Genomic DNA, 21,904 nt, shown 5'->3' with positions numbered 1-21,904 from the left:
CCGTGATTCCACGGCGCTCTTCCGCGCCCCATCACGAGGATTGGCATCATGAGCATCTTGGTCACCGGTAGTACGGGAACCGTGGGTTCCCAAGTCCTGAAGCAGTTGACCGCATCAGGTGTCGAGGTCCGTGGATTGACGCGGTCGCCCGCCGAGGCGCGGTTGCCCGCGGGAGTCACCGCCGTGCCAGGCGACCTGAGCGACCTGGACAGCTTTCGTGCAGCGCTGGACGGCGTCTCCACGCTGTTCCTGTTGGCCCCCAACGTTGCCGACGAGCTGACGCAGGCCATGCAGGCACTCACCGCCGCCAAAGAGGCCGGCGTCAAAGGCATCGTCTACCTCTCCGTATACAAGGGCGCGGCCTACGCCGATGTGCCTCACTTTGCGGGCAAGAACACGGTAGAGAACATGATTGACGCACTCGCCCTGCCAGCGACAGTTCTGCGTCCCGCTTATTTCATCCAGAACGACCTGCGCCAGAAGGATGTGCTAACAACGGCAGGCGTCTACGCCATGCCCATCGGCGACAAGGGCATCTCAATGGTGGATGTCCGCGATATTGGCGACATCGCCGTCCGCGCGTTGCTGAGTCGCGAGCGCGCGGCTGAACCTCTTCCGCGAGAGACCATCGATGTCGTCGGGCCCGATGTGCTCACCGGAGCAGTCATCGCCAACATCTGGAGCGAGGTGCTGAGCAAGCCGATCCGATACGGTGGCAACGACACCATCGGCGTCGAACAACGCATGAAGACCATCATGCCCGCCTGGCACGCGCTTGACATGCGCCTGATGCTGGACCGCTATCAATCGGATGGCGCCGCAGCATCGGACGACGAACTCGCGAGGTTCACTCGAGCCCTCGGCCGCACTCCCCGTTCGTACCGTGCCTTTGCCCAGGAAGCCGCGTCAATGTGGAGTCGTTAGGCAAGTATGGTCATCCGAGTGCCACGACCTGTGGCACTCGGAATACTTCGTTTATCTCAGTTTATCGGGTCTGCTTCATGCCCTGAGCCGTTCCGTCAACTATCGGACGAAGCCAGGCCGGCGAGCAAGGGCGAGCCACGACGTTGCAAGGCGATAAGGTAGCGCGACTCATCGTAGGGCGTGTGGGACAGCCAGCAACGATGCAGGATGCGGATCCACTTGAAGGCCAACGCACGCACCGCGACCTGGTGCGGGCAGCCCTTGGCGCGCTGCTGGCGATAAAAGGCGCCGGCCCAGAAGGACTTGTTGATGGTCTGCGCGGCCCATTCGACGAAGGTCTGGCGCACGAAGGTCGGACACTGCCACCGCCAGTGCACCCAACTCTTTTTGCCGCTGCGCTCCGTCACCGGTGCCACGCCGGAATAGCGCTGTAGTTGCTCTGCGGTGGCGAAGCGTTCGCGTTGGTCACCGAAGGCGGCCAACAGCCGTGGCGTCAGGATCGGCCCACTGCCGGGCAAGGCTTCGAAGAGCGCGTAGTCGGGAAGCGTGGGAGCGAGCACGGCGATCTCTTCGTCGAACCGTTCGATGGCCTGCAGTGCCACCTGCAACTGCTCGACCAGGGCCTCAGCCAGCAGCTGATGCGTGGTGATCACGGCCGGATCCTCGGTCAACGGCATGGCTGTGCGGATCGCCTGCACGCGATCCGCAATGACCGTGGCAAAGCGCACGTTGTGGGCACGAAAGAACGTCTCAAGCGTGGCCTTGTGCGCCCGCTTGGCCTGCTCGAGCGTGGGCCAACGTCGCAAGAAATCAAAGAACACCACGGTATCGTGCTGCTCAAACCAGTCGAGCAGCTGGGGGTAATACTGCTTGAGCGTGTTGCCCAGTCGATTGACCAAGCGTTTCTTGTCGTCGACCAGCAGTCGTCGCTGCTCCACGAGGAAGCCCAACGTGCGCATCGCCACACTCTGCGGCTTCAACGGTGTGAAGCGGCGCGGGTAACGCCGCATCAGCTCCAGGGCGAGCTGCGCATCGGTCGGATCGTCCTTCGCCCGACTGGGTTTGAACGCCTTGCGATACATGGCCAGCAGGCTGGCATCGATCGGAAACAGAATGATGAAATCGTACTTCTGCAGTGCATACACCACGGGTCCTTTGGCCAGTTCGAGCGCGATGGCAATGCGCCCACCAAAGCGCTGATGCAATCCACGCGCCCACGCATCGATGGCATCGGGCTGATGGGCGAATGTGCCAAACTCATACGCGTCGCTGCCGGCCGGTTGCAGGCAGACGTCGTGCTTCGCATCCGCCCAATCCAAGCCAATGAACGCCGTGAAATCGTCATCCCGATGTGTGCGCATACGTCACCTCGTGGCGTGATCACGATACGAGACCCGCGTGCCCGAGCCCGGCGAAGCCAATATAGCGAGCCGATCGCTCGGCGAGCCCTGAGTATTCGTTGAGGAGCTCAAGCGCACCGGCAAGCTCGAAACCAAAGCGGCGAACATCGGATGTTTGGGTCGAAATGTTCGTAGCTAGCCGGTGCAAGTCCCGCCCTCGCTGCCAGCTACCTGGCAACCGTGACATGGTCACTGAGAACGGGACGGAATACCTATATCGGGTCGAAAGCGGACCAAAGCCATGATCAATTCTTGCGTGGTTTTGCGCACTACTCCCCGTAAGCCGTCATATCGCGTGATGGGCAGCGCCATCGGCGCACAGGGGAAATCGCATGAATCGCATGTATCGGTTGGTCTGGAACCGCGCATTGCGGGTGCCGCAGGTGGCGTCCGAGCTCGTCCATGGCGCGCGCGGAGGCATCGCCTCGTCGCAGCCAAGCCAGCCTCGATCGGCACGCCGATCGCTGGCCATCCCTCTCGCCTCGATGCTCATCCTGGGATCGGGCGGACTTCTGCCGGCAATGGCCCTAGCCGGCGATATCCAGACGGCCGGCGGCAACGGTGGAGGTGACAACTTTGGTCCCTGGTGCAACTGCGGCAATGGCGGTTTAGGAGGCATCGCGGGCGGCGGCGGCGGTGGCGGAGGAGCCGGTGGTGTTGGCGGCAATGGCGCTTACCTGACCCAGGGCGCCGGCGATGGTGCGGCCGGTAGCGGCAGCACGGGTGGGTTCGGTGGCAGCGGCTTATCCGGCGGCGGCGGCGGTGGCGGCGGCTTCGGCTTCGGAGGCATCAGCGATGGAGGCAACGGAGCATCCGGCCTGGTATCCGGCGCCAGCTCATACCAAGTGTCCAGTGGAACCCTCCTCGCAGGCGGCCTGGGAGTCAACGGTGGCACTGGCGGAAGCAACCGTACGGGCGGCGGCGGTGGCGGTGCTGGCGCGCTGGTGCTGACCGCTGCCAATGCGCAATTGAGCAACGCGGGCACCATCGTCGGTGGCAAGGGCGGCACGGCCATCCAGAGCAACGGTGTTCACAACGGGGGCGCCGGCGGTGGCGGTGCAGGCGTCGTGCTCGTGGCTGGAGGTGCGATCGTCAATGCCAGTGGTGCGCTCATCGCGGGCGGCGCCGCAGGTGACAGTGATGCCGGAGGCGGTGGTGCCGGCGTGTTTCTCTATGACGGCGGAACGCTGAGCAACGTCGCCGGCGCAAGCATTGCCGGCGGTGCGGGAAGCGGGGGCAATAGTCTGGGTGGAAGCGGGGCCGCCGCCGTACTTTCCAACCGTGGCGTCATCACCAATGACGGCAGCATCAACGGCGGCGCCGGTGGCAACGCCTACTTCGGCGGCAACGGCGGCTCCGGCGCGATCGTCAACCAGGGCAGCCTGCTCAATACCGGTGTTATCAATGGCGGCTCGGGGTCGGCCGGCAATGGCGGCGGCTCCGGCGTGGGCGGTGTCGGCCTGCAGCTGCTGGGCGGTGCATCGGTCACCAATAGTGGCACCATCACCGGCGGCCTTTCCGGCACGGGCAACCGCGCCGCGGCCATCACGTTGAGCGGTGGCGGTAACACGCTGACACTGCAGTCAGGTTCGACCATCGTCGGTCTGGTGATGAGTTACGGCGGCGACACGCTCGCACTGGGCGGCTCGACGGATGCCAGTTTTGACGTCACCAGCATGGACACACAGTACTGGGGCTTTGACAGTCTCCAGAAGGTCGGCACGAGCCATTGGACGCTGACCGGCGCGGGTTCCAACTATCAAGGGTGGACGGTCAAGGCTGGCACATTGTCCGTGTCGAGTGATGCCAATCTCGGCCTTGCATTCGCGACGCTCACGCTCGATGGCGGCACACTGCAAGCCGCGACGGATATCGCCATCGCGCGCAATGTGATCGTCGGCAGTGCCGGCGGAACCATCGAGGCCAACGGCCTCCTTGCACTGAACGGCTCGATCGATGGAGCGGGCGCGCTCGTCGTGCAAAACACCGGCGCCACCGTCTTCAACGGCGACGTGGGCTCTACGTCGGCATTAGCCAGCCTGACTACGGATGCACCTGGCAGCACCACGCTCAATGGCCGCGTCACAACCACCGGCGCGCAGACATATATGGATGCGCTGGTCGTCGGCAACGATACGACGCTGACGAGCACCGCGGGCGGCACCATCAGTTTCGCATCGACGGTCGATGGTGCGCACACGCTCAATATCAGCACGAGCGGCGCCATCGTCTTTGGCGGTGCGGTGGGTGGCGCCACGTCGCTGGGCGCACTTTCGACATCCAGCGGAACGTTCAGCGCTGGCGCCATGAACATCAATGGCGCGTTATCGGTAACCACCAACGCCAGTGGCATCGCAGCCAGCGGCCCGTTCATCGTCACCGGCCCGTCGAGCTTCAACGCCGGAGCCGGTGCGATCACATTGACCCAAGCCGCCAACGATTTCGTCGGCGCGGTAAGCCTGAACAACAGCGGCGCCAACAACGTTGTGCTCACCAATGGCGGGAGTGCGTTGACACTGGGCCCCTCTTCCGTAGGAAGCGGTACATTGAGCGTGGCGGGCACGGGCATTACCCAGACGGGGGCCATTACCCAGGCCGCCGGTGCCGGCGCGGTGAGCTTGGATGGCGGCGCGGGCGCAGTCGTGCTGACCGACGCCGGCAACGACTTCACCGGTGCGTTGACGCTCACCGGCAGCCGTGTGTCGCTCACCAATGCCGGCACATTGAACATCGCTTCGGCGACAACGACCGGCAGCAATGGCGAGATCGACCTGAGCTCGGCCAGCCATTTGATGCTGGCCGGTGACGTGGCTGCCGAGACGGTGGTGCTGGCCTCGGGCGGCGACCTCTTCCAGATCGCCGGCGCGCTCACCGCAGGCACCTTGAGTGTCCAGTCGGCGGGCGCCGCCACGCTGACCGATGCCAACGCGATAACCACGTTGGGTAACGTCAGCGCCAGCCAGTTCAACCTCAACGACCAGCTTGCACTGACGATTGTAGGGACGCTGGCGGCCAGTTCCGTCGCGTTGACGGATAGCCAGGGCATCACCGTCACCGGCGCGATCCATGCGGACAACACCGATATCGCCGTGGGAACAACGCTGCAGATAGGTGCGGGCGGCACCACGGGTGCGATCACGGGCGATATCGCCAATAACGGCGCACTGATGTTCGCTCGCAGTGATGCCGTCCATGTCGACGGTGTGATCTCCGGGTCGGGGGCGCTGACGCAACGCGGCACCGGCACCCTCTTCCTAGACGGCGACAGCGCAGCGTTTGCGGGTAGCACCGAGGTGCAGTCCGGTGGCCTGGTGATCGGCAGCGTTGCCGGCAACAGCGCGGCGCTTGGCGGCGATGTGCAGGTGGACAGCGGCGCCTTGCTTGGCGGTCATGGCACGATCGGCGGCAACGTGACGGTCGCCCCGGGTGCGCATCTCGATCCGGGGGCCTCGATAGGCACCCTCACCATCGACGGCAATGCGACATTTGCGCAGAACAGCCAGCTCGATTTCGAGTTCGCAACACCTGGCACGAACTTTAACCATGCCGGGACAAGCGACAGCGTCGCAGTGGGCGGCAACCTGACCCTCAACGGCGCCGTGTTGAACCTGAGCGATGCCGGAGGCATGGGCGCTGGTCTGTACAACCTCTTCAGCTATGCCGGCAACCTGATCCAGACCAACGGCGGCGTCGTCCTCGGCAACACGCCCGGCGGCAGCTACAGCCTTCAGTATCTGAGTGCCGACAAGCGGATCAACCTGCTCAATGCCTCAGGCATGACGCTGAACTTCTGGAATGGCAATGGCCTGGCCGGCGCCACGCAGATGGGCGGCGGCAACGGCACGTGGACAGTCACCTCTGCCAACTGGACCGATCAGACCGGCAGCGTGACACTCCCCATGCAGCCGCAACCAGGCTTTGCCATCTTCGGCGGCAGTCCGGGCGCGGTGACAGTGGACGACAGCGCCGGCAACGTCACGGCAACCGGCATGCAGTTCGCCAGCACCGGGTACACACTCAAAGGCGGCACGCTGACCCTGGTCGGCGCTGGCGGCGCCGCGCCGCTCATACGCGTCGGCGACGGCAGCAGCGCGGGCGCCGGCATGACGGCCACCATCGGCAACGTGCTCAGCGGCAGCGCAGGTCTCGCCAAGGCCGACCTGGGCACCTTGGTGCTCACCGCCGCCAACACGTACACCGGTGGCACCACCATCGACGCCGGCACACTGCAGGTTGGCGACGGCGGTGTCAGCGGCTCGATCATGGGCGACGTAGTCGACAACGGCATGCTGGTCCTCAACCGTAGCGATGCAATGAATTTCAACGGCGCGATCTCCGGCACCGGCGCGTTGATTCAGGCAGGTTCCGGCACGACGATCCTCACCAACGAAAACACTTATAGCGGTGGCACTACGATCGCCTCCGGCACGCTGCAGTTGGGCGATGGCGGTACCAGCGGCTCGATCAGCGGCAACGTCGACAACCGCAGTGCACTGGTATTCGACCGCAGCGACCTGGTCACCTTCGACGGCGCGATAAGCGGCCATGGCGTGCTGATGCAAATCGGCAGCGGCACGCTGGTTCTCGGCGGAGCCAACACCTACACCGGCGGCACCCTGGTCGACGCGGGCACATTGCAGGGCGACACGCGCAGCCTGCAAGGCAGGATCACGGACAACGCGGCGCTGGTGTTTGCGCAGGATATCGACGGATCGTTCGCGGGCACCATCGTGGGCCACGGCGCGCTGACCAAGGCTGGCGCGGGCACGCTGTTGTTCAACGGCAACAATCCTTTCACTGGCAGCACCGTCGTACAGGCCGGCACCCTGGCCGTGGGCGATGCGAGTCACCCTGATGCATACCTCGGCGGCAACGTCGTTGTGGATGCCGGGGGCACGTTGCGCGGCCACGGCACCATCGGCGGCGACGTGGTGAACAACGGCACGCTATGGCCAGGCGGCTCCGTCGGCACGCTCACGATCCAGGGCAATTACACGCAGAACGCGAACAGCACGTGGGTCATCGACGCGTTGCCGGATGGCACGTCGGACAAACTGACCGTGGTCGGCAAGGCGACGATCCTTGGCGGCAGCGTGGTGACATTGACGCCGACGGGTACCTGGGCGCCACGCACCGACTACACGATACTCACTGCCGCTGGCGGCGTGAGCGGCGAATTCGCAGGCGCCCGCTCCAGTCTCGCTTTCCTCAGCCCGGTGCTCAGCTATACCGCCACTGCCGTGCAACTGTCGCTGCAGCGCAATGACATCCGTTTCGACGCCGTGGCGCAGACGCCAAACCAGACCGCCGTGGCCATCGCCGCCAATCCGCTGGGATTTGAAAATGCGGTTTACACCGCCTTGGTGACGCTGGACGCGACGGCGGCCCGCCAGGCCTTCGACCGGCTTTCCGGCGAAATCCACGCCAGCACCCGTACTGCCATCATGGATGACGACCGCTATGTGCGCGAGGCGATCGGCCAGCACCTGCTTGGCACGGACAACCGCGCGAACGGCCTCGATGTCGGCGGCGACAACGGCGTCACCGCGTGGACTGCGGTATGGGGGCACTGGGGCAATCACGAGGGCAACGGCAACGCTTCTGATCTTGCGGCGAACGGCAGCGGGCTGCTGGTCGGTGCGGATCTACCCATCGACGGCGTATCCCGCCTGGGTGCAGCGATCGGCTCAGGCCAGGGCACGGTGCGCATCGCCACGCTGAATTCGTCCTCGCACAACACCAACACGCATGTGGGCGTGTACGGCGCCACCGAGGCCGGCGCCTTTCAGCTGCAAGGCGGCGCCATCTACGGCTGGCAGAAGTTGGACACCAACCGGATCACGCCGCTCGGCCCTTCTTCCGGTACCGCTGGCAGCTCCTATGACGCCAACACCTCGCAGGCCTACATAGACGGCGATTATGTGTTCACGCGAGGCGGAGCCAGCCTGGCGCCCTTCATCAACCTGGTCTACGAACACCTTCGCACAGACGCGATTCGTGAGCACGGCAGCGTTGCTGCCCTGGACGTCGCAGCACAGGACAGCACGCTTGGCATTGGCACGCTGGGCATGCGTGGAAGTTTTGCGCTGGACGACACAGGTGGTCTGCACGCACACGCCAGCCTGGGCTGGCAGCATGCCTGGGGTGATACCTCGGGGACCGATACCATGCGCTTCGTTGCCGGTGGCGCCGCGTTTGATATCGCGGGTCTGCCGGTGGCACGCAATGCGGCAACCGTCAGCGGGGGCCTCAGCTTCCTGATCGCATCGAACGTATCGGTGGACGCCACCTACAGCGGCCAGTTCGCCAGCCACGCCAAGGATCAGGCTGCCCGCATGAGCGTGACCTGGGTGTTCTGAAGCAGCATCATGACCGTGGCGCGGCCACTCCATGGCCGCGCCAAAGCTCAAGATCCGATGAATGCATGCCGCACATGGCAGAGGGTGCCAATGCACGGATGCCATGCATCAGAGCGGAGGCGTCAGATATCCAGCTCGCGTTGCAGCCACGCACGAGCCATGCGCCATTCGCGCTGGACGGTGGCAGATGAGATATCGAGCGCCGCGCCGATCTGGTCGGCGCTCAACCCAACGAAGAATCGCAGCGTGACGATCTGCGCCTGGCGCGGATCCAACGTTTCCAGCAACTCCAGCGCCTCGACCAGCGCCACATGATCGACATCGGCGTCCAGCCCGGAGGCAATCTCCGTTAGCTGCAAGCGATCAGCGTCCTGGGGGCGCTTGGCGGCCTGGCGGCGTCGCGCGGCGTCGATCAGCACTTCGCGCATGGCCCTTGCCATGACACCAAGCAGATGGCCGCGGTCGTCCCATGTGGGGCCGTCCCCTACGCCAAACACCTTGAGGTAAGCCTCGTTGACGAGGGCGGTCGCCGAGAGCGTTCGCTCGCTGCGGTTCTGGCGTAGCCTTGCATCGGCCAGTCGGTACAGCGCGTCATACATCTCGCGCAGGGCGCAATCGAGCGCAGGGATGTCACCGGTGCGCGCACGCTGCAGCAGTTCAGTGACATCAACCTCGCTGCGCGTCATCGTCCTTTCTCCATGGCGGTAGTCGACCCCGCCGCATTGACGGGTCGCGGACAGTTCAATGACGGTATGTCCCGGCCCAGTGCCTTCGCGGCATCCCGCCATGCCGCGTAAAGTTCGCGTGCCAGTCGCGCACAAGCGTCGCGCCGCCCCGCGGCAATGGCATATGCCGCCGACGCGATGGATTCGGCCTGCCCCGCGTTGCCCTGCCCCATTGCAAGACGCGCTTGAAGCAAGCGGGCGTTGAGCGTGCTGTCAGCGTCGACGGGGGCGGACGTGCGCCGGTTGAAGGCATCGAACCGCGCCAACGTGCGCGCCGCCTCGTCAAATCGATGCTGCGTCGCCGTGAGCAGCCCACTGCCATCGGTTGCCACCATCCAGGCGCCCTGCCTCGCCGCTGAATCGGCGATCTCCGGCATGCGTGCGTATAGCTGGCGGGCATCGTCCAGGCGACCCTCATACATCGCGGCGATGCCCAAGATGTTCAACGCTTCCGCCTCATTGGTAAGGGCCCACGCCGAGCCGCTGGCGGCCTGTTGAGTGAACGTTGCCACGTGGGGCTGCAGCAGGTTCACCGCATCGCGATAGCGTCCCAGCTCCAGGTACTCATTGGCCAGCGCAGTGAGCACGTTGTCCTGGAAATCCGGGCGTGGCGACGGCTCGGCTTGCGACAGTGCATAAGCGCGCTGCAGTGCCGAGGCCGCCCGCTCATGCTGGCCTAGCGATGCGAGGGTCAGGCCGAGATATCCATGCAACGTGGACATGCCGGGACCGGATGCGCCCAGCATGCGAGTACGCTCGGCGATCGCTCGTTCGTAGAGCTCCGCTGCTGAAGCCGGATCGCTTGGTGCGGTCACCACCGCAAGGATGAAAATCGGCCGAAGAAGAGCAGGGTCGTTTCTCCCATAGAACCCTTCGGCGATTTGCAGCGCCTGCCGCGCTCGCGCGACCGCCTCCGTGTTCTGGCCCGCCTGACTCAGCGCGAGCGACAATGTCGTCAATGTCTGTACCTGCACCTCCCGCAAGGGAGGACGCTGCGTTGCCAGTTCGTCGACGATGGTGCGCAAGCGTCCGACGATCTGTTCGGCCGGCATATCCCCCGCGCTGGCGTGTTGCTGCAAAGCGTGAGTCCGCAAGGTGAGCAACTCGCCAGGGTCGAGCCCTGGTTCGGCGGCGAGCAAATCCATGGCGCGCGAGTCGGCCTCGAGGGCATGCGCTGCGTCGGTCTGTTGTCCATAAGCCCGACCGAGTGCGGCCCACGTGCGGCCGCGATCCAGCGCCGTGGCACCGTACGACTCTTGCAACGCAAGCGCGCGCTGAAGCGTGGGTATGGCGCGTGAGCTTTGGTCCAGCGCGTTGTAACTGCGTCCGATCGAAAACAACAAGGCTGCTTTCACATCCGCCGCTATCGTCTTGTCGCCGCTTATCCGCTCTGCACCTCGATCGAGCACTTCGCGCACGCTGACGGTTTCGCCGCGCGCATGCGTGGGGTCAGCGTTCTCAAAAAGATCCGCCATGAACGCGGCGATAGCTTGCGTCTTGTCGCGCTCCTTCTGCACCTGTCGCAATTGCACGGCCAAGGTGGCGATGAAGGCGACCAGCGAGAACAGGACGATCATGCTGGCAGCGAGTGCCGCGCGATGACGGCGCACGAACAGGCACCATCGATACCAGAGGCGACCCTGCCGGGCCTGTACCGGACGCGCCTCGAGGAAACGGCGGACGTCCAGAATCAGTTCGGCAACACTTGCATAGCGCTCCGCCGGATCGCGGCGCATCGCCTTCATCACGATGGCATCCAGATCCGTTGGGATGGGCATCCCCGCCTTTGCGTGCCTGCTTGGTGGCAGCACCTGTGCCGCGACAATGGCGTTGGCCAGATCCAGGGGCGACGTATCGCCGCCGCCGAACGGTTTGGTGTTGGACAGCAATTGATAGAGCACAACGCCTAGCGACCAGACATCCGCCGTCACGTCGAGCGGCAGCCCGCGCACCTGTTCAGGACTGGCATAGGCCAGCGTGAGCGCACGCTGCATCGTCGCCGTACGTGCATCGGCAACCGCGCTGGTTTCGTCCAGTAGCCGCGCTATGCCGAAATCGAGCAACTTCGGCTTGCCGTCCGCGGTGACAAGTATGTTCGCTGGCTTGATGTCGCGATGGATGATCAATCGGCCATGCGCGTATTGCACGGCTTCGCACACCTGGAGAAACAGGGATAGACGCTCGCCAAGCTCGGGACACCGCTGCTCACACCAGCGGTCGATCCTTTCACCATCGACGAATTCCATGGCCAGATAAGGCGATCCATCAGCGGTGCGGCCGGCATCGAGCAGATGCGCGATGTTCGGGTGATTGAGCGACGCAAGGATGCGCCGCTCGTCAGCGAATCTGCTCCGCGCTTCGACTCCCATCGAGCCGCTGTTGTGAAGCAGTTTCAACGCCACCTGTTGGCGCACTTCACCATCAGTACCGCCATCGACGGTGCGTTCGGCCAGATAGACCGTGCCCATACCTCCCTCACCCAGCAGGCGTTCAATCCGGTAGTCGACAGGGGCGGCGGGCGACACGCTGCCATCAGGCAAAGTTCGCACTTCTTCAAGGGGGTGATAGGAGAGGAATGCGGGCACGCTCGTGGCTTCCGCAGCCTGCATCAGCCACTCGACTTCGGCCGCCAAGGCGATATCACCGCTGCATGTGTGGTGCAGGAACGCTGCACGCTCCTCGGAGCGCAATTCAAGTGCGGCGAGCACAATCGACTTCGCTTGCTTATAGGTTTGCCCCCGGTCTCCGGCCATCCTTGCCCCCTGATAGATTTCGCGTCATGCCGCCGGCTGTATCGAACACAACCTTTTCAAACCTAAAGATATCACCCGGCTGCCTTTTGCCTGCGTAAGTCGCATGGAAAGTTGTCGCCCCTGAAAAGCATGTCCAAGGCCAGACCCTTTCCCTGCGCGTTTTGTGTCGGAAGCAGACCCTTCATGAGCCAACGACATATCAGTCTTCTGAATGATCGTAGACATTCAGTACAAGCTCGATACCTCTCTCCGAGAGCAAGTGATTGTGCTGGTGAGAGCGCCAGCCGATCGTTACCTGAGCTCATGAACAGAGCCAGCCAAAGATTCGATCGCGCTAATGTCCGCTTCGGGCCGAAAGCAGACCTTCGCGTGTATACCCCATTCACATCACTGAGCGGGTACCGGAACGATCGACGCGATTCGCCACCCGTCGTGCGTACGCACGGCAAATTCATTAACGAGGAAACGATATGTCGTTTCGCTCCCTCCTGCCAAGCCGGTTGTTATATTTGTAGGAGCGAAGATATGGGCGACATCCGCGCTGATCGGGAGCACCTTGATCTCTTCCATCTCAGGCTCGAATCGCCATGTCCCCTCAAAAACGCTGCGGAAGTGTTCAAGCACCGCCTCACGTCCCCAGAATCGGTAAGCGCGTGCGACGAAGTTCACTGGATCGCTTTGCCCGGGCAATGCCCGAGCCAGAACAGCGTCGATACCTCTGATGTCATGAGCTGACTCGGCGGCTGCTTGTCGAAGAAACAGCGCGCGAATTTCAGCCACGTCCGCCTGTGTGATGGCTTGGTCTACCATTTGGTTTCCTTTGGCCGGTATTGCTCTGTGATCTAAGGACCGGGCGTGCCTTATCAAGTCCGTCCGTGCTTCAGCCCGGTTTACACCCATGACAGCCTGCAAAAGCGCCCGCTCCAGGTCGGTAGCGGACCTTCCGCTATCACCCGACTAGTCATTCTGAATGATCGTAAACGTCGAGGCCGAGCTCAATGCCACGCTCACCCAGAGCAAGCAGGTGCACAGGCGACACGGACAGCCCATTGTTTCCAGAATCCATGAATAACCCTACGAACAAGTCGATTCGACATGTTCCGCTGACCTTGGCCCACGCGCGCATGTCATTGGTCAGCCTCCCAAGAAGCTCATCGATCTGTCCGGATAAACCTTCGGGCTCCGCCCTTGCAGCCTGAAGGCTCCAACGACCTGTGCGCGCGACACGCACTGTTCCGGTCCTCGGGCCGACGATTTGCTCGCCTTTGCGCTCAGAAGCAGTTGGTTCGCAGCCCAACAACCTGGAGACATCCTCCGGAACGAGAGAGTCGCCGAAGATGCGGAGTGCCGCTTGTGAATATCCGAATGGCCCCACGCTTTCCCCTCGTGATCGATCTCAAAATGCCTTCATGGATGGGCGACGGCAATGTCTGCTATGGGTTGCGACTTCAGCCTGTCGACGCGTCCCACGGCGGGCTTGTAGCCTTGATCTGCGGCTCGCTTCAACCAGAATTTCGCTCCTCGCTGATTATCGGACCTCCCGAGACGGCCTCCGCTGTCAGGGAAATTCTCGGGCGAGGTGCTCACGGCTGAGCTCCGTCAGTCCATGGAGCTCCATTGCGGCGTACACCTGTTCCCACCACCAGAGGCGGTCGCGGTGGTCGATAGCGATCGATGGAACATGGACGAGGCGTTCGAAGGCATCCCAGAGGTCCTCTTCCGGCCGGCCGTCTGACTTAAGACACCGCAGTTCCGAGTCCAATTGCTCGAAAATTGCTGTCAGCTGCTCTCTCGTGTAGCTCACGTTCCAGTCTCGGTATGCATTTGTACGGACGAGCATAACTATCACGCGCCCAGACAAGGCTATCAACCGAATTTGCGCGGGTCTGTCCTAGGTAAAAATACGGCGGCAGTTGCGCCTTCATGAAGCTGACCAGCGCTTTGCAGTGTCCACTTCACGCCCTGAACCGTTCCGTCAACTATCCGACGAAGTCAGCCCGGCGAGCAAGGGCAGCCACGACGCTGCAAGGCCATAAGGTAGCGCGACTCGTCGTAGGGCGTGCGGGACTGCCAGCATCGATGCAGGATGCGGATCCACTTGAAGGCCAACGCGCGCACAGCGACCTGATGCGGACTGCCCTTGGCGCGCTGCTGGCGATAGAAGGCGCCGGCCCAGAAGGACTTGTTGATGGTCTGCGCGGCCCACTCCACGAAGGTCTGGCACACGAAGGTCGGGCATTGCCAACGCCAGTGCACCCAACTCTTCTTGCCGCTGCGCTGCGTCACCGGCGCAATGCCCGAGTAGCGCCGCAACTGATCGGCACGAGCAAAGCGTTCGCGTTGTTCGCCGAAGGCGGCCAGCAGGCGCGGCGCGAGGATCGGGCCACTGCCTGGCAAGGCATGGAACAGCGGGTAATCAGGGAGCGTGGGTGCCAAGGCCGCGATCTCTTGGTCGAAGCGATCAATGGCGCGTAGCGCGACCTGCAGTTGCTCGACCAAGGCGATGGCCAGTAGTCGGTGCGTGGTGATGACCGCCGGATCGTCCGTCAGTGGTAGCGCCGTTCGGATCGATTGCACGGGCTCGGCAATGAGTTTGGCGGAGCGCACATTGTGCTCACGGAAGAACGCCTCGAGCGTGGCCACGCGCGCGTGCTTGGCCTGCTTGAGCGTGGGCCAACGCAGGAAGAAGTCACTGAAGACCACCGTGTCGTGCTGCTCAAACCAGTCCAAAGCCTGCGGGTAATACTGCTTGGGCGTGTTGCCAAGACGATTGACCAGGCGCTTCTTGTCGTCAACTAGCAACCGCCGCTGCTCGACCAGAAACCCCAGCGTACGCATCGCCACGCTCTGCGGCTTGAGTGGCGTAAAGCGGTGCGGATAGCGCTGCATCAGATCCAGCGCAAGCTGCGCATCGGTCGGATCATCCTTGGCCCGACTCGGCTTGAATGCTTCGCGATACTTGGCGAGCAAGGTCGGGTTGATCGGGAACAGCACCAGAAAATCGTACTTCTGCAGGGCGTACACCACCGGCCCCTTGGCCAGCTCCAAGGCGATGGCGATGCGCCCGCCAAAGCGCTGATGTATCCCGTGCGCCCAGGCCTCGATGGCCTCGGCCTGATGCGCGAACGTGCCGAACTCGCGCGCTCCGCTATCGCCCGGCTGCAAACAGAAATCGTGTTTCGCGTCGGCCCAATCCAGTCCAATGAAGGCTGTAAAACCGGCATCGCTTGGCATGCTCAGTTCACACACTCGGTGACCGTCCCACGCCCGGTAGGCTCGAAGCATCCCGTGAACCACCCGGCACATTGGTTGCCCTGCGCGGCCTCAACACACTCACTCTGGCAGTCGGACGACTTCTTGCACGCCTTGCCGGCGTCCGCTGTCTTAAGCAAGCAGTACTTCACGATGTTCTGCGGCCCTGCGAAGATCCATTGACCACCGCGCGCAACACACTCGGACTCCGTTTTGGGTATGGAAGGCTTTCTGATCAACACGTCAGATGCCAGGACAACCACCGGAAGTCCACATGTGATCAGAAAGAGAATCCGTAGAAGTTTCCTGACGTCCAAGCAGCCTCCTCCTCAGGTGTCTATCTCGATCAGTTCAATGTCCGCGCCGGGTCGGAAGCAGACCTTTGCCGCCCTAATCGAAGACCACATCGGGATTCATATCCTTAGGCGAGAACCAAGTGATGCCGTGACGATCAGCCGAAATGTTCCTCTGCGTTGCCCACACTACATGGCTTCGCCCCCTGCCTTGACAGCCTCGCAGGTCAGCCGCTCGTTCTGCCTCTTGCGCGGCGTCACGGACCTTGTCGGACAGTGTTGAATCGGACTCTATCGGATCAACCAGCAACTTCCCGTCGCTCTTCTGCCTAGCCGCCAAGAGCACACGCTCACGTAGCTCGGGAGACATCGCAGACAGCAATACCTTGGCGCGATCCAACGGGCAGCCCGTGGCCGCGTGATAGTCCCTGATGTCATTTACTGTCATGCGACCTCCCTTTCATAAGGTCCGCTGTGGGTCGAAAGCCGACCTTACCCGGCCATGCCGGCTATGGAATAAAGCCGTCCTTCGGGGGAGTTTGACCCAACTCGACGCACTGGCGTATGAGCCTACGGAGAAGGGCCGCGGATTCACTGACTGGCGTCTGCGTGTCGCCTTTGAGTAGACCCCCATGGACGGCAGTCGACCGGCCGTTGTAGAGGCGTTTGACCTGGTCAAAGACCAACTTCCTTTCGGCCGCATTGTCGCCGCCCAAGAAGCGGGCAATGCACGCGCTCAGGCGGAACCTTATTTCGCCATCCACATGGAAGAGTCCTTCAATGCCGGCCCAGAGGAGTGCCAGGCGGGCCCGGGGGAGAGAGTGCCACCGATAGGTCGCCAGGCAGTGCAGGCTGTTTTGGAATAGCTCCTGCTCAAGCAGCCGCCGGCCTTCCGCGATATGGGACTCCAGCCAGAGGCAGTCTGTCTCGGAAAGCGATGCCGGCGGACCGCCGTCGCCAAAGCCGCGAAGGGCATAGCTCTCGACGTCGATAATGGACGTATCCTCCAGCTCATCGGCCGGGGTCTCGCTGGTGAGGTTGATTTGGGCATCGCGGTCGAAGGCCGCATTGAGAAACAAGATATCCCAGTGGGTATTCCACGCGCGGGCGACAAGTTGCTTAGTCGTTTCAGCCTCGACTCTCACCTGTGCCCTGACTTGTCCCAGAAACAGGTAGACCACCCCTGCTGCCTGGGTTGCCATCGCGGAGCCAACGGTTCCAGGCAGATAGGGACGCTGATTCACTTCGACCGGTTGCAGGCTGAGGCCGTGGCCGAGGCTCACCGACCTGGGTAGCGCGAGCCCGCTGACGTACAGATATATCTGGATTGCCCCGTCACGTGCCCGCATCCTGTGCCTCCGTCGCCATGAACATAATCAGCACTTCCCTACCCCAGGTCGGCGCGAACGTTGCCGTTATGAGCAAGCACCCACTCGTGTCGCTATTCCAATCGCAAAACGTTCTGTCGGTGGTATCTCAGGAATTCAGCTTGTCTTTGGTTGAAGGGCTTCTTCTTGATCGATTCAACTTCCACCCCTAGTGATGAAAGAACGTTCGGCGGAAGCTCGGGCGACAGGATCACCCTCCCGCTATTCTCGAAAGAAATCCATCCACGATCAAAGAGGTGGTCGATGTGAGGCGCAAGCAGCAAGCCATTGGCTCCATCAACACGCTCATTTGCATCCGAACACTTTGACCACGGCTTTATGTGGCTGGCTCTTAGGAAGCGCAGGTCCTGGATGCCGGTGATTCGACAGCCTTTCTCCATCCGCAAGACATTGTCGCGAAACAAGGCCTGCTTAGTCCTCACCTCTCGCATACTGAGTGTCGTCGTACTTTCCAACGACAAGTCCTGCAAAACACGAAGCTCGACAGACTGCTGCTCGACGATTTCCTCATCTGCTGCAATACGTCTAAGAGTGAAGACAATGGCTTTACGAAGGGTGCGGCTAGCGGTCGATGGCGCATCGACAGTATTTGTGGCAGCCAACGCGTACTCGCCGAGGTATCGATACGGGCGACTCTTGCCGAGGGACTGAAATAGAAGAAGTCGCTTACCGTTAACGCGATGATCGCGGATGGCTCTATTTCCACCCGTAAATTCCATGTCACCGGACTGGCCCTCGCCGTAAAGATGAAACCCATCCTCATCGACATAGTCGTTGTAACCGTGGGCTTTTCCGGACTCACCTGTGAATAGAAAGATGAACTCGGAGTCACTCGGCGTCGAAATTCCCCCGCGCTCCTGACCACGATATACAGCATGAATATCTCGCTGGCGGTTGTATAAAGCACCAATCTCGAAAATCATGAAAACTCCGGGCCGCCATGTGAGGCCAGTATATCGGCCAACAGGTACGCCGCCTGAGTAGGCAGTTTCGGGTAATTGACGGAAGCGGTTCGCGCAGGGAATATCCACGTGACAGGGGGAATTCAAAATCATGGCGGAACAAACTTTCTGGGAACGCCTGGCCGGAATAGCGCTTCGCTGGGTCGGTTTTGTGCCAATTGGGGTGCTGGGCAGCATGCTCGTAAACGTGCTGGCCCTCTTGCTATTCAAGGCTTTGGGCTGGCTCTCAGGGATGCCACCCTGGGCTCCTTGGATTCAGATACTTTCCGCTGGATACGCTGGCTGGGCAGGAGTTGCACTCGGCGCTCATGTGGCGCCAAGCGTCGGCCGGAGGGCCGCAGCAGTCGTTTTGGCCACCTTAATATCCCTTTTGGGATTGGCCGCCGCCATATTTAATGCACAGGATCATCACTGGGCTCTGCTGCTAGCGTCGATCGCCATGGCCTGCGCCGCCATCGTTGGCTGCGTCTCCGTGCATTCCGAATCGCCGAAATAAACCTGGCGGCTGGCCTAGTACCGCTACTTCCTCGTAGAATCCCGGATGAAGCCCCGGGGTATCCCGGCGTTGTGCGCCTTCACACGGCAGGTGTCGCAAGTTCGCTCCTTGCATCGCCCACCGTTGAGATTCCAAAAGGCCACCCAACGGGTGGCCTTTTTCGTTTGCCGGCGACGTCAAACAGACCACCCCCGTCTCCATCGATCAAAGCTGCGAATTGCCCTGCGCCTGAGCAGCGGAGCCCGGCTCGTGCGGTGCGTTGGTTAGCCATGGCCACATCGTGCTCTCCGTAGCCGCGCCCATTCAGTCGTACGTTTTGAACTGTGGCCTATGTCGGCTACGGGTCGAAAGCAGACTACATCTGCGCGGCGATTTGCCTGTTCAGCTCAGCAACGATGGCGTCGCCACAACCGACAATCGGCAGCCCGTACGTATCACAGTCCGCCCTGTTTTCGACCATTGCCACAAACGCGGCAATTCGTTCGTCGGTGGCCTCACTCCCGGCGAGGAACATGCGGAAGTCGCCCCACAGGCGATGCGTGTGTACAGTCCCGGAATCGCAACTGCTCATGGGTCGACCATGCGCCATCTAACGATGCAATGGCGTGACGGTGAGGCGGCCGAAGTCTATTGTCGACCTCTTCGCGGTCGCATAGACCCTTTCTCGACGCGCCTTGTATACCGACTATAGGAGTCGCTAGGCAGAATGAGCTTCATGTACCTCCTGCGCGACCTCCAGTACATCCGTGATGGGGGAACGCCAGCCACGATCCTTGCGCTGGTTCGGATGGGATACGCCACATTTCCCCCGACCCGACTCACCGAGGCGGGCGTCGCACTCCTGCTCAAGCTGAGTGACGAGGCCCAGGTCCGAACACCCGACGAACCCATCTAACGTACGACGAAGGTCTGTCGCTGCTCCACGCGAGACAGAGGGCATCACAGATGTCTCCCTCGGGTCGTAAATGGACATGTGAGCCGCAGCGGGAACCCTGCGCGTCACTAGCCTGCGCTACGAATACATGAATTGTTCGGCGACCAAGGGAGGTACGTCGTATTTGTACTCAAAGCGGTATTGGCCGGCGGAGTCCAGGACAAATTCGAGCCATGTCCATGGATCGGCGTGACCTTCGGGCCTCTGCTGCTGGAGCTCCGCCAAGATAGCGAGCGCATCGAGGGAAAGCCTGAGCGGAGTTTGGTCACCACCGATCTCATAAGTGGCCTGAAAAATCTTCCGTCTGAATCGCCCAGGGTTCCGTAGACACCTCGCAGCCATAAACTATGGCTTAGGCGGAGGTGGTTATGAGTTCAACGCGTTACACCGATGAATCTAAGATCGAGGCGGTCCGGCAGATCGTCGAGTACGGGCGTCCAGTAGCAGAGGTTGCCGAGCGGCTGGGCGTGTCGATTCACAGCCTGTATGGCTGGAAGCGTCAGCAAGGCAAGGGCGAAGTTGGCCGGCGCGTCGAGCAGGACCAGAGCGTGGAGGTGCGTCGTCTCAAGGCGGAGTTACGCCGCGTCACTGAAGAGCGAGACATCCTAAAAAAAGCCGCCGCGTACTTTGCCAACCCAATCGCGCATGGGTTACGGACATCACGTACATCCGCACTTATGACGGCTTCCTGTATTTGGCGGTGGTGCTCGATCTGTTCTCACGCCAAATCGTTGGTTGGGCGACCCGGCAAACGCAGCACACCGACCTGGTTCTGCAGGCTTTGTTAGCTGCAGTGTGGCGTCGCAAGCCTGGCCCCGGCCTGCTTCTGCACTCCGACCAGGGAACGCAATTCACCAGTGAAGACTGGCAAAGCTTTCTGCGTGAGCACGACATCGTGTGCAGTATGAGTCGGCGAGGGAACTGCCATGACAACGCAGCGATGGAGAGCTTCTTCCAGCTGCTGAAGCGTGAGCGGATCAAGCGTCGGATCTACAGCAACCATGACGAGGCACGCGCTGATGTCTTCCAATACATCGAGATGTTCTACAACCCGAAACGACGACACAGTTCCAACAACGGGCTATCCCCGATAGAGTTCGAGAAGCGGTACGCACTAAACGGCTGACGACTGTCTACAAAACTCTGGGCGATTCACAGGGGCACTGGTGGCTAACTACCAACCAGCGGCTTGATGTCGTTTTTCAGCACCCAAAACTGTGCATCGACCATGAGCGGATTGGGGTCGTGGCCGACCTTGTCCAGCAACAGGTACTTCTTGGTGTGCGCCTTGATGCTGTCGAAGTACGCCTTGGTCACGACCGGCATCGTCAGCAGGTCTTCTTTGCCCTGGATAATGAAGATCGGCATGGGAAAGTCCGTACCGAGGGCTGGCAGGTCTATCTGAGAGAGCATGCCGTCGCCCTTCATGCCCACCAGCTGCAGATATGAATAGTCTTCGCCGGCGGTATAGGACTCTTTGTAGGACGAGGTTTCATATTCGGCCGGGAACCTCCACCACGCGTCCGGTGCTGGCTGGGTGTTTTTTGCTTCGTATCGACGCGTGATTCGACGGACGATGCCGAAGGCACGCGGGTTCTTCCATGGCGGCGCACCAAGAGCCTCAAGCGAGGCAACTGCCTGCGTGTCACCGGCTGCGCGCGTTAGCTGCAGGGCACGACTGTAGGTGGCATTTTGGTTCGCGCGGTACTCGACCATCTGCGAAGAACCCTGATACGCGGAAAACAATCCCGGCTCCAGCTTCAGCATATGGACGGCCAACGCAGATCCCCAAGAGCCTCCAAACAGAATCACCTGCCGCTTTCCCAGGCGATGCGTCGCATAGTTGGCCACATCCACGCCGTCCTTGGCCATGACCGCTATCGTCAGTGGGCCGTTGGCAGTAACTGGATTTTGCGCAAACGTCTTGCCACTGCCGCGCTGATCCCACTGCACAAGCGTGAAGTCGTTCTCCCACGCGCCGTAAAGATTCTCAGCAAACGGGGTGGATGGATTGCCAGGGCCGCCATGCACGATCAGGACAATGGGATTGGCACAGTCCGTACCATGCAGGGTGACCCACTGCTCGATACCGTTGATCGGCACAAAACCCTCTTCAGAAACCTTCGTGCCTGGCTTGCATGTCGCAAGCGCTTCAGCTGCAAACGATGACCACGACACCCACATTCCCACAACCAAGCCGGCCGCCATCATCCATTTGTTCATACCGGTCATTCGTCCCTCTACCATGTCTTGTCCGAGTGTGCGCTATGGGTCCAGCCTGTGTGAAAACACCCCGTAAGCGAACGCACCGATCCTAGCGTCATACCAAGCCGGAGTGTCGCATGAAGCGATTCGTCGAAGGGGTGGATCGGTCGCAGAGCGTGCTGTTCCCAGAACGGCTGGACGAGTACATCGACG

General features: G+C 61.7%; 13 protein-coding genes and 1 pseudogene. 4 read left to right on the top strand and 10 right to left on the bottom strand.

Annotated features, from left to right (window positions below):
* The first annotated feature begins 48 nt into the window (after positions 1 to 48).
* Positions 49 to 924 carry an SDR family oxidoreductase gene (locus AC1DKY_RS20525; RefSeq protein ID WP_441605472.1) on the top strand — a complete coding sequence of 292 codons (876 nt, stop codon included), beginning with the start codon at positions 49 to 51 and terminating at the stop codon, positions 922 to 924.
* A gap of 95 nt (positions 925 to 1,019) precedes the next feature.
* On the opposite strand, the gene AC1DKY_RS20520 is transcribed toward AC1DKY_RS20525, so the two are convergent.
* A complete protein-coding gene (locus AC1DKY_RS20520; protein WP_441605471.1) occupies positions 1,020 to 2,285 on the bottom strand; it encodes an IS110 family RNA-guided transposase in 1,266 nt (421 codons plus the stop codon).
* 371 nt (positions 2,286 to 2,656) lie between these two features.
* Here AC1DKY_RS20520 and AC1DKY_RS20515 point away from each other — a divergent pair, with 371 nt between their 5' ends.
* Entirely contained in the window at positions 2,657 to 8,683 is a 6,027-nt protein-coding gene (locus AC1DKY_RS20515) for an autotransporter-associated beta strand repeat-containing protein (RefSeq protein WP_441605470.1), read from the top strand.
* A gap of 122 nt (positions 8,684 to 8,805) precedes the next feature.
* Here AC1DKY_RS20515 and AC1DKY_RS20510 read toward each other — a convergent pair whose 3' ends face one another.
* The 7 genes from AC1DKY_RS20510 to AC1DKY_RS20480 form a co-directional block, all read right to left on the bottom strand.
* Positions 8,806 to 9,369: an ECF-type sigma factor gene (locus AC1DKY_RS20510; RefSeq protein WP_441605469.1), complete on the bottom strand. Its 564-nt coding sequence runs from the start codon at positions 9,367 to 9,369 to the stop codon at positions 8,806 to 8,808.
* Complete coding sequence (locus tag AC1DKY_RS20505; protein ID WP_477180037.1) at positions 9,366 to 12,161, bottom strand: protein kinase domain-containing protein; 2,796 nt, start codon at positions 12,159 to 12,161, stop codon at positions 9,366 to 9,368. The genes AC1DKY_RS20510 and AC1DKY_RS20505 overlap by 4 nt, the downstream gene beginning before the upstream one ends.
* Positions 12,162 to 12,548: 387 nt before the next feature.
* A complete protein-coding gene (locus tag AC1DKY_RS20500) occupies positions 12,549 to 12,971 on the bottom strand; it encodes a YybH family protein (protein WP_441605467.1) in 423 nt (140 codons plus the stop codon).
* Positions 12,972 to 13,122: 151 nt separating this feature from the next.
* Positions 13,123 to 13,536 (bottom strand): DUF4279 domain-containing protein, encoded by a 414-nt coding sequence (locus AC1DKY_RS20495; RefSeq protein WP_441605466.1) that lies wholly within the window; start codon positions 13,534 to 13,536, stop codon positions 13,123 to 13,125.
* Between the two features lie 617 nt (positions 13,537 to 14,153).
* Complete coding sequence (locus tag AC1DKY_RS20490) at positions 14,154 to 15,395, bottom strand: IS110 family RNA-guided transposase (RefSeq protein WP_441605465.1); 1,242 nt, start codon at positions 15,393 to 15,395, stop codon at positions 14,154 to 14,156.
* An 820-nt stretch (positions 15,396 to 16,215) separates the two neighbouring features.
* On the bottom strand, positions 16,216 to 17,055 hold the full coding sequence (locus tag AC1DKY_RS20485; protein ID WP_441605464.1) for a hypothetical protein: 840 nt from the start codon (positions 17,053 to 17,055) through the stop codon (positions 16,216 to 16,218).
* 92 nt (positions 17,056 to 17,147) lie between these two features.
* Positions 17,148 to 18,017 (bottom strand): HNH endonuclease, encoded by an 870-nt coding sequence (locus tag AC1DKY_RS20480; protein ID WP_441605463.1) that lies wholly within the window; start codon positions 18,015 to 18,017, stop codon positions 17,148 to 17,150.
* A gap of 130 nt (positions 18,018 to 18,147) precedes the next feature.
* Between AC1DKY_RS20480 and AC1DKY_RS20475 the strand changes: the two genes are divergently transcribed.
* A complete protein-coding gene (locus tag AC1DKY_RS20475) occupies positions 18,148 to 18,552 on the top strand; it encodes a hypothetical protein (RefSeq protein ID WP_441605462.1) in 405 nt (134 codons plus the stop codon).
* Between the two features lie 355 nt (positions 18,553 to 18,907).
* Here AC1DKY_RS20475 and AC1DKY_RS20470 read toward each other — a convergent pair whose 3' ends face one another.
* Complete coding sequence (locus AC1DKY_RS20470) at positions 18,908 to 19,123, bottom strand: hypothetical protein (protein WP_441605461.1); 216 nt, start codon at positions 19,121 to 19,123, stop codon at positions 18,908 to 18,910.
* Positions 19,124 to 19,854: 731 nt separating this feature from the next.
* On the opposite strand from AC1DKY_RS20470, the pseudogene AC1DKY_RS20465 reads away from it, so the two are divergent.
* Positions 19,855 to 20,612, top strand: a pseudogene (locus tag AC1DKY_RS20465) (IS3 family transposase).
* Between the two features lie 44 nt (positions 20,613 to 20,656).
* Here AC1DKY_RS20465 and AC1DKY_RS20460 read toward each other — a convergent pair.
* Positions 20,657 to 21,718 (bottom strand): alpha/beta fold hydrolase, encoded by a 1,062-nt coding sequence (locus tag AC1DKY_RS20460; RefSeq protein ID WP_477180036.1) that lies wholly within the window; start codon positions 21,716 to 21,718, stop codon positions 20,657 to 20,659.
* Positions 21,719 to 21,904: the final 186 nt, after the last annotated feature.

The organism is Dyella sp. 01N448, assembly GCF_056399225.1.
The sequence above is the reverse complement of the archived record's forward strand: the minus strand, read 5'-3'. Positions and strand labels throughout refer to the sequence as shown.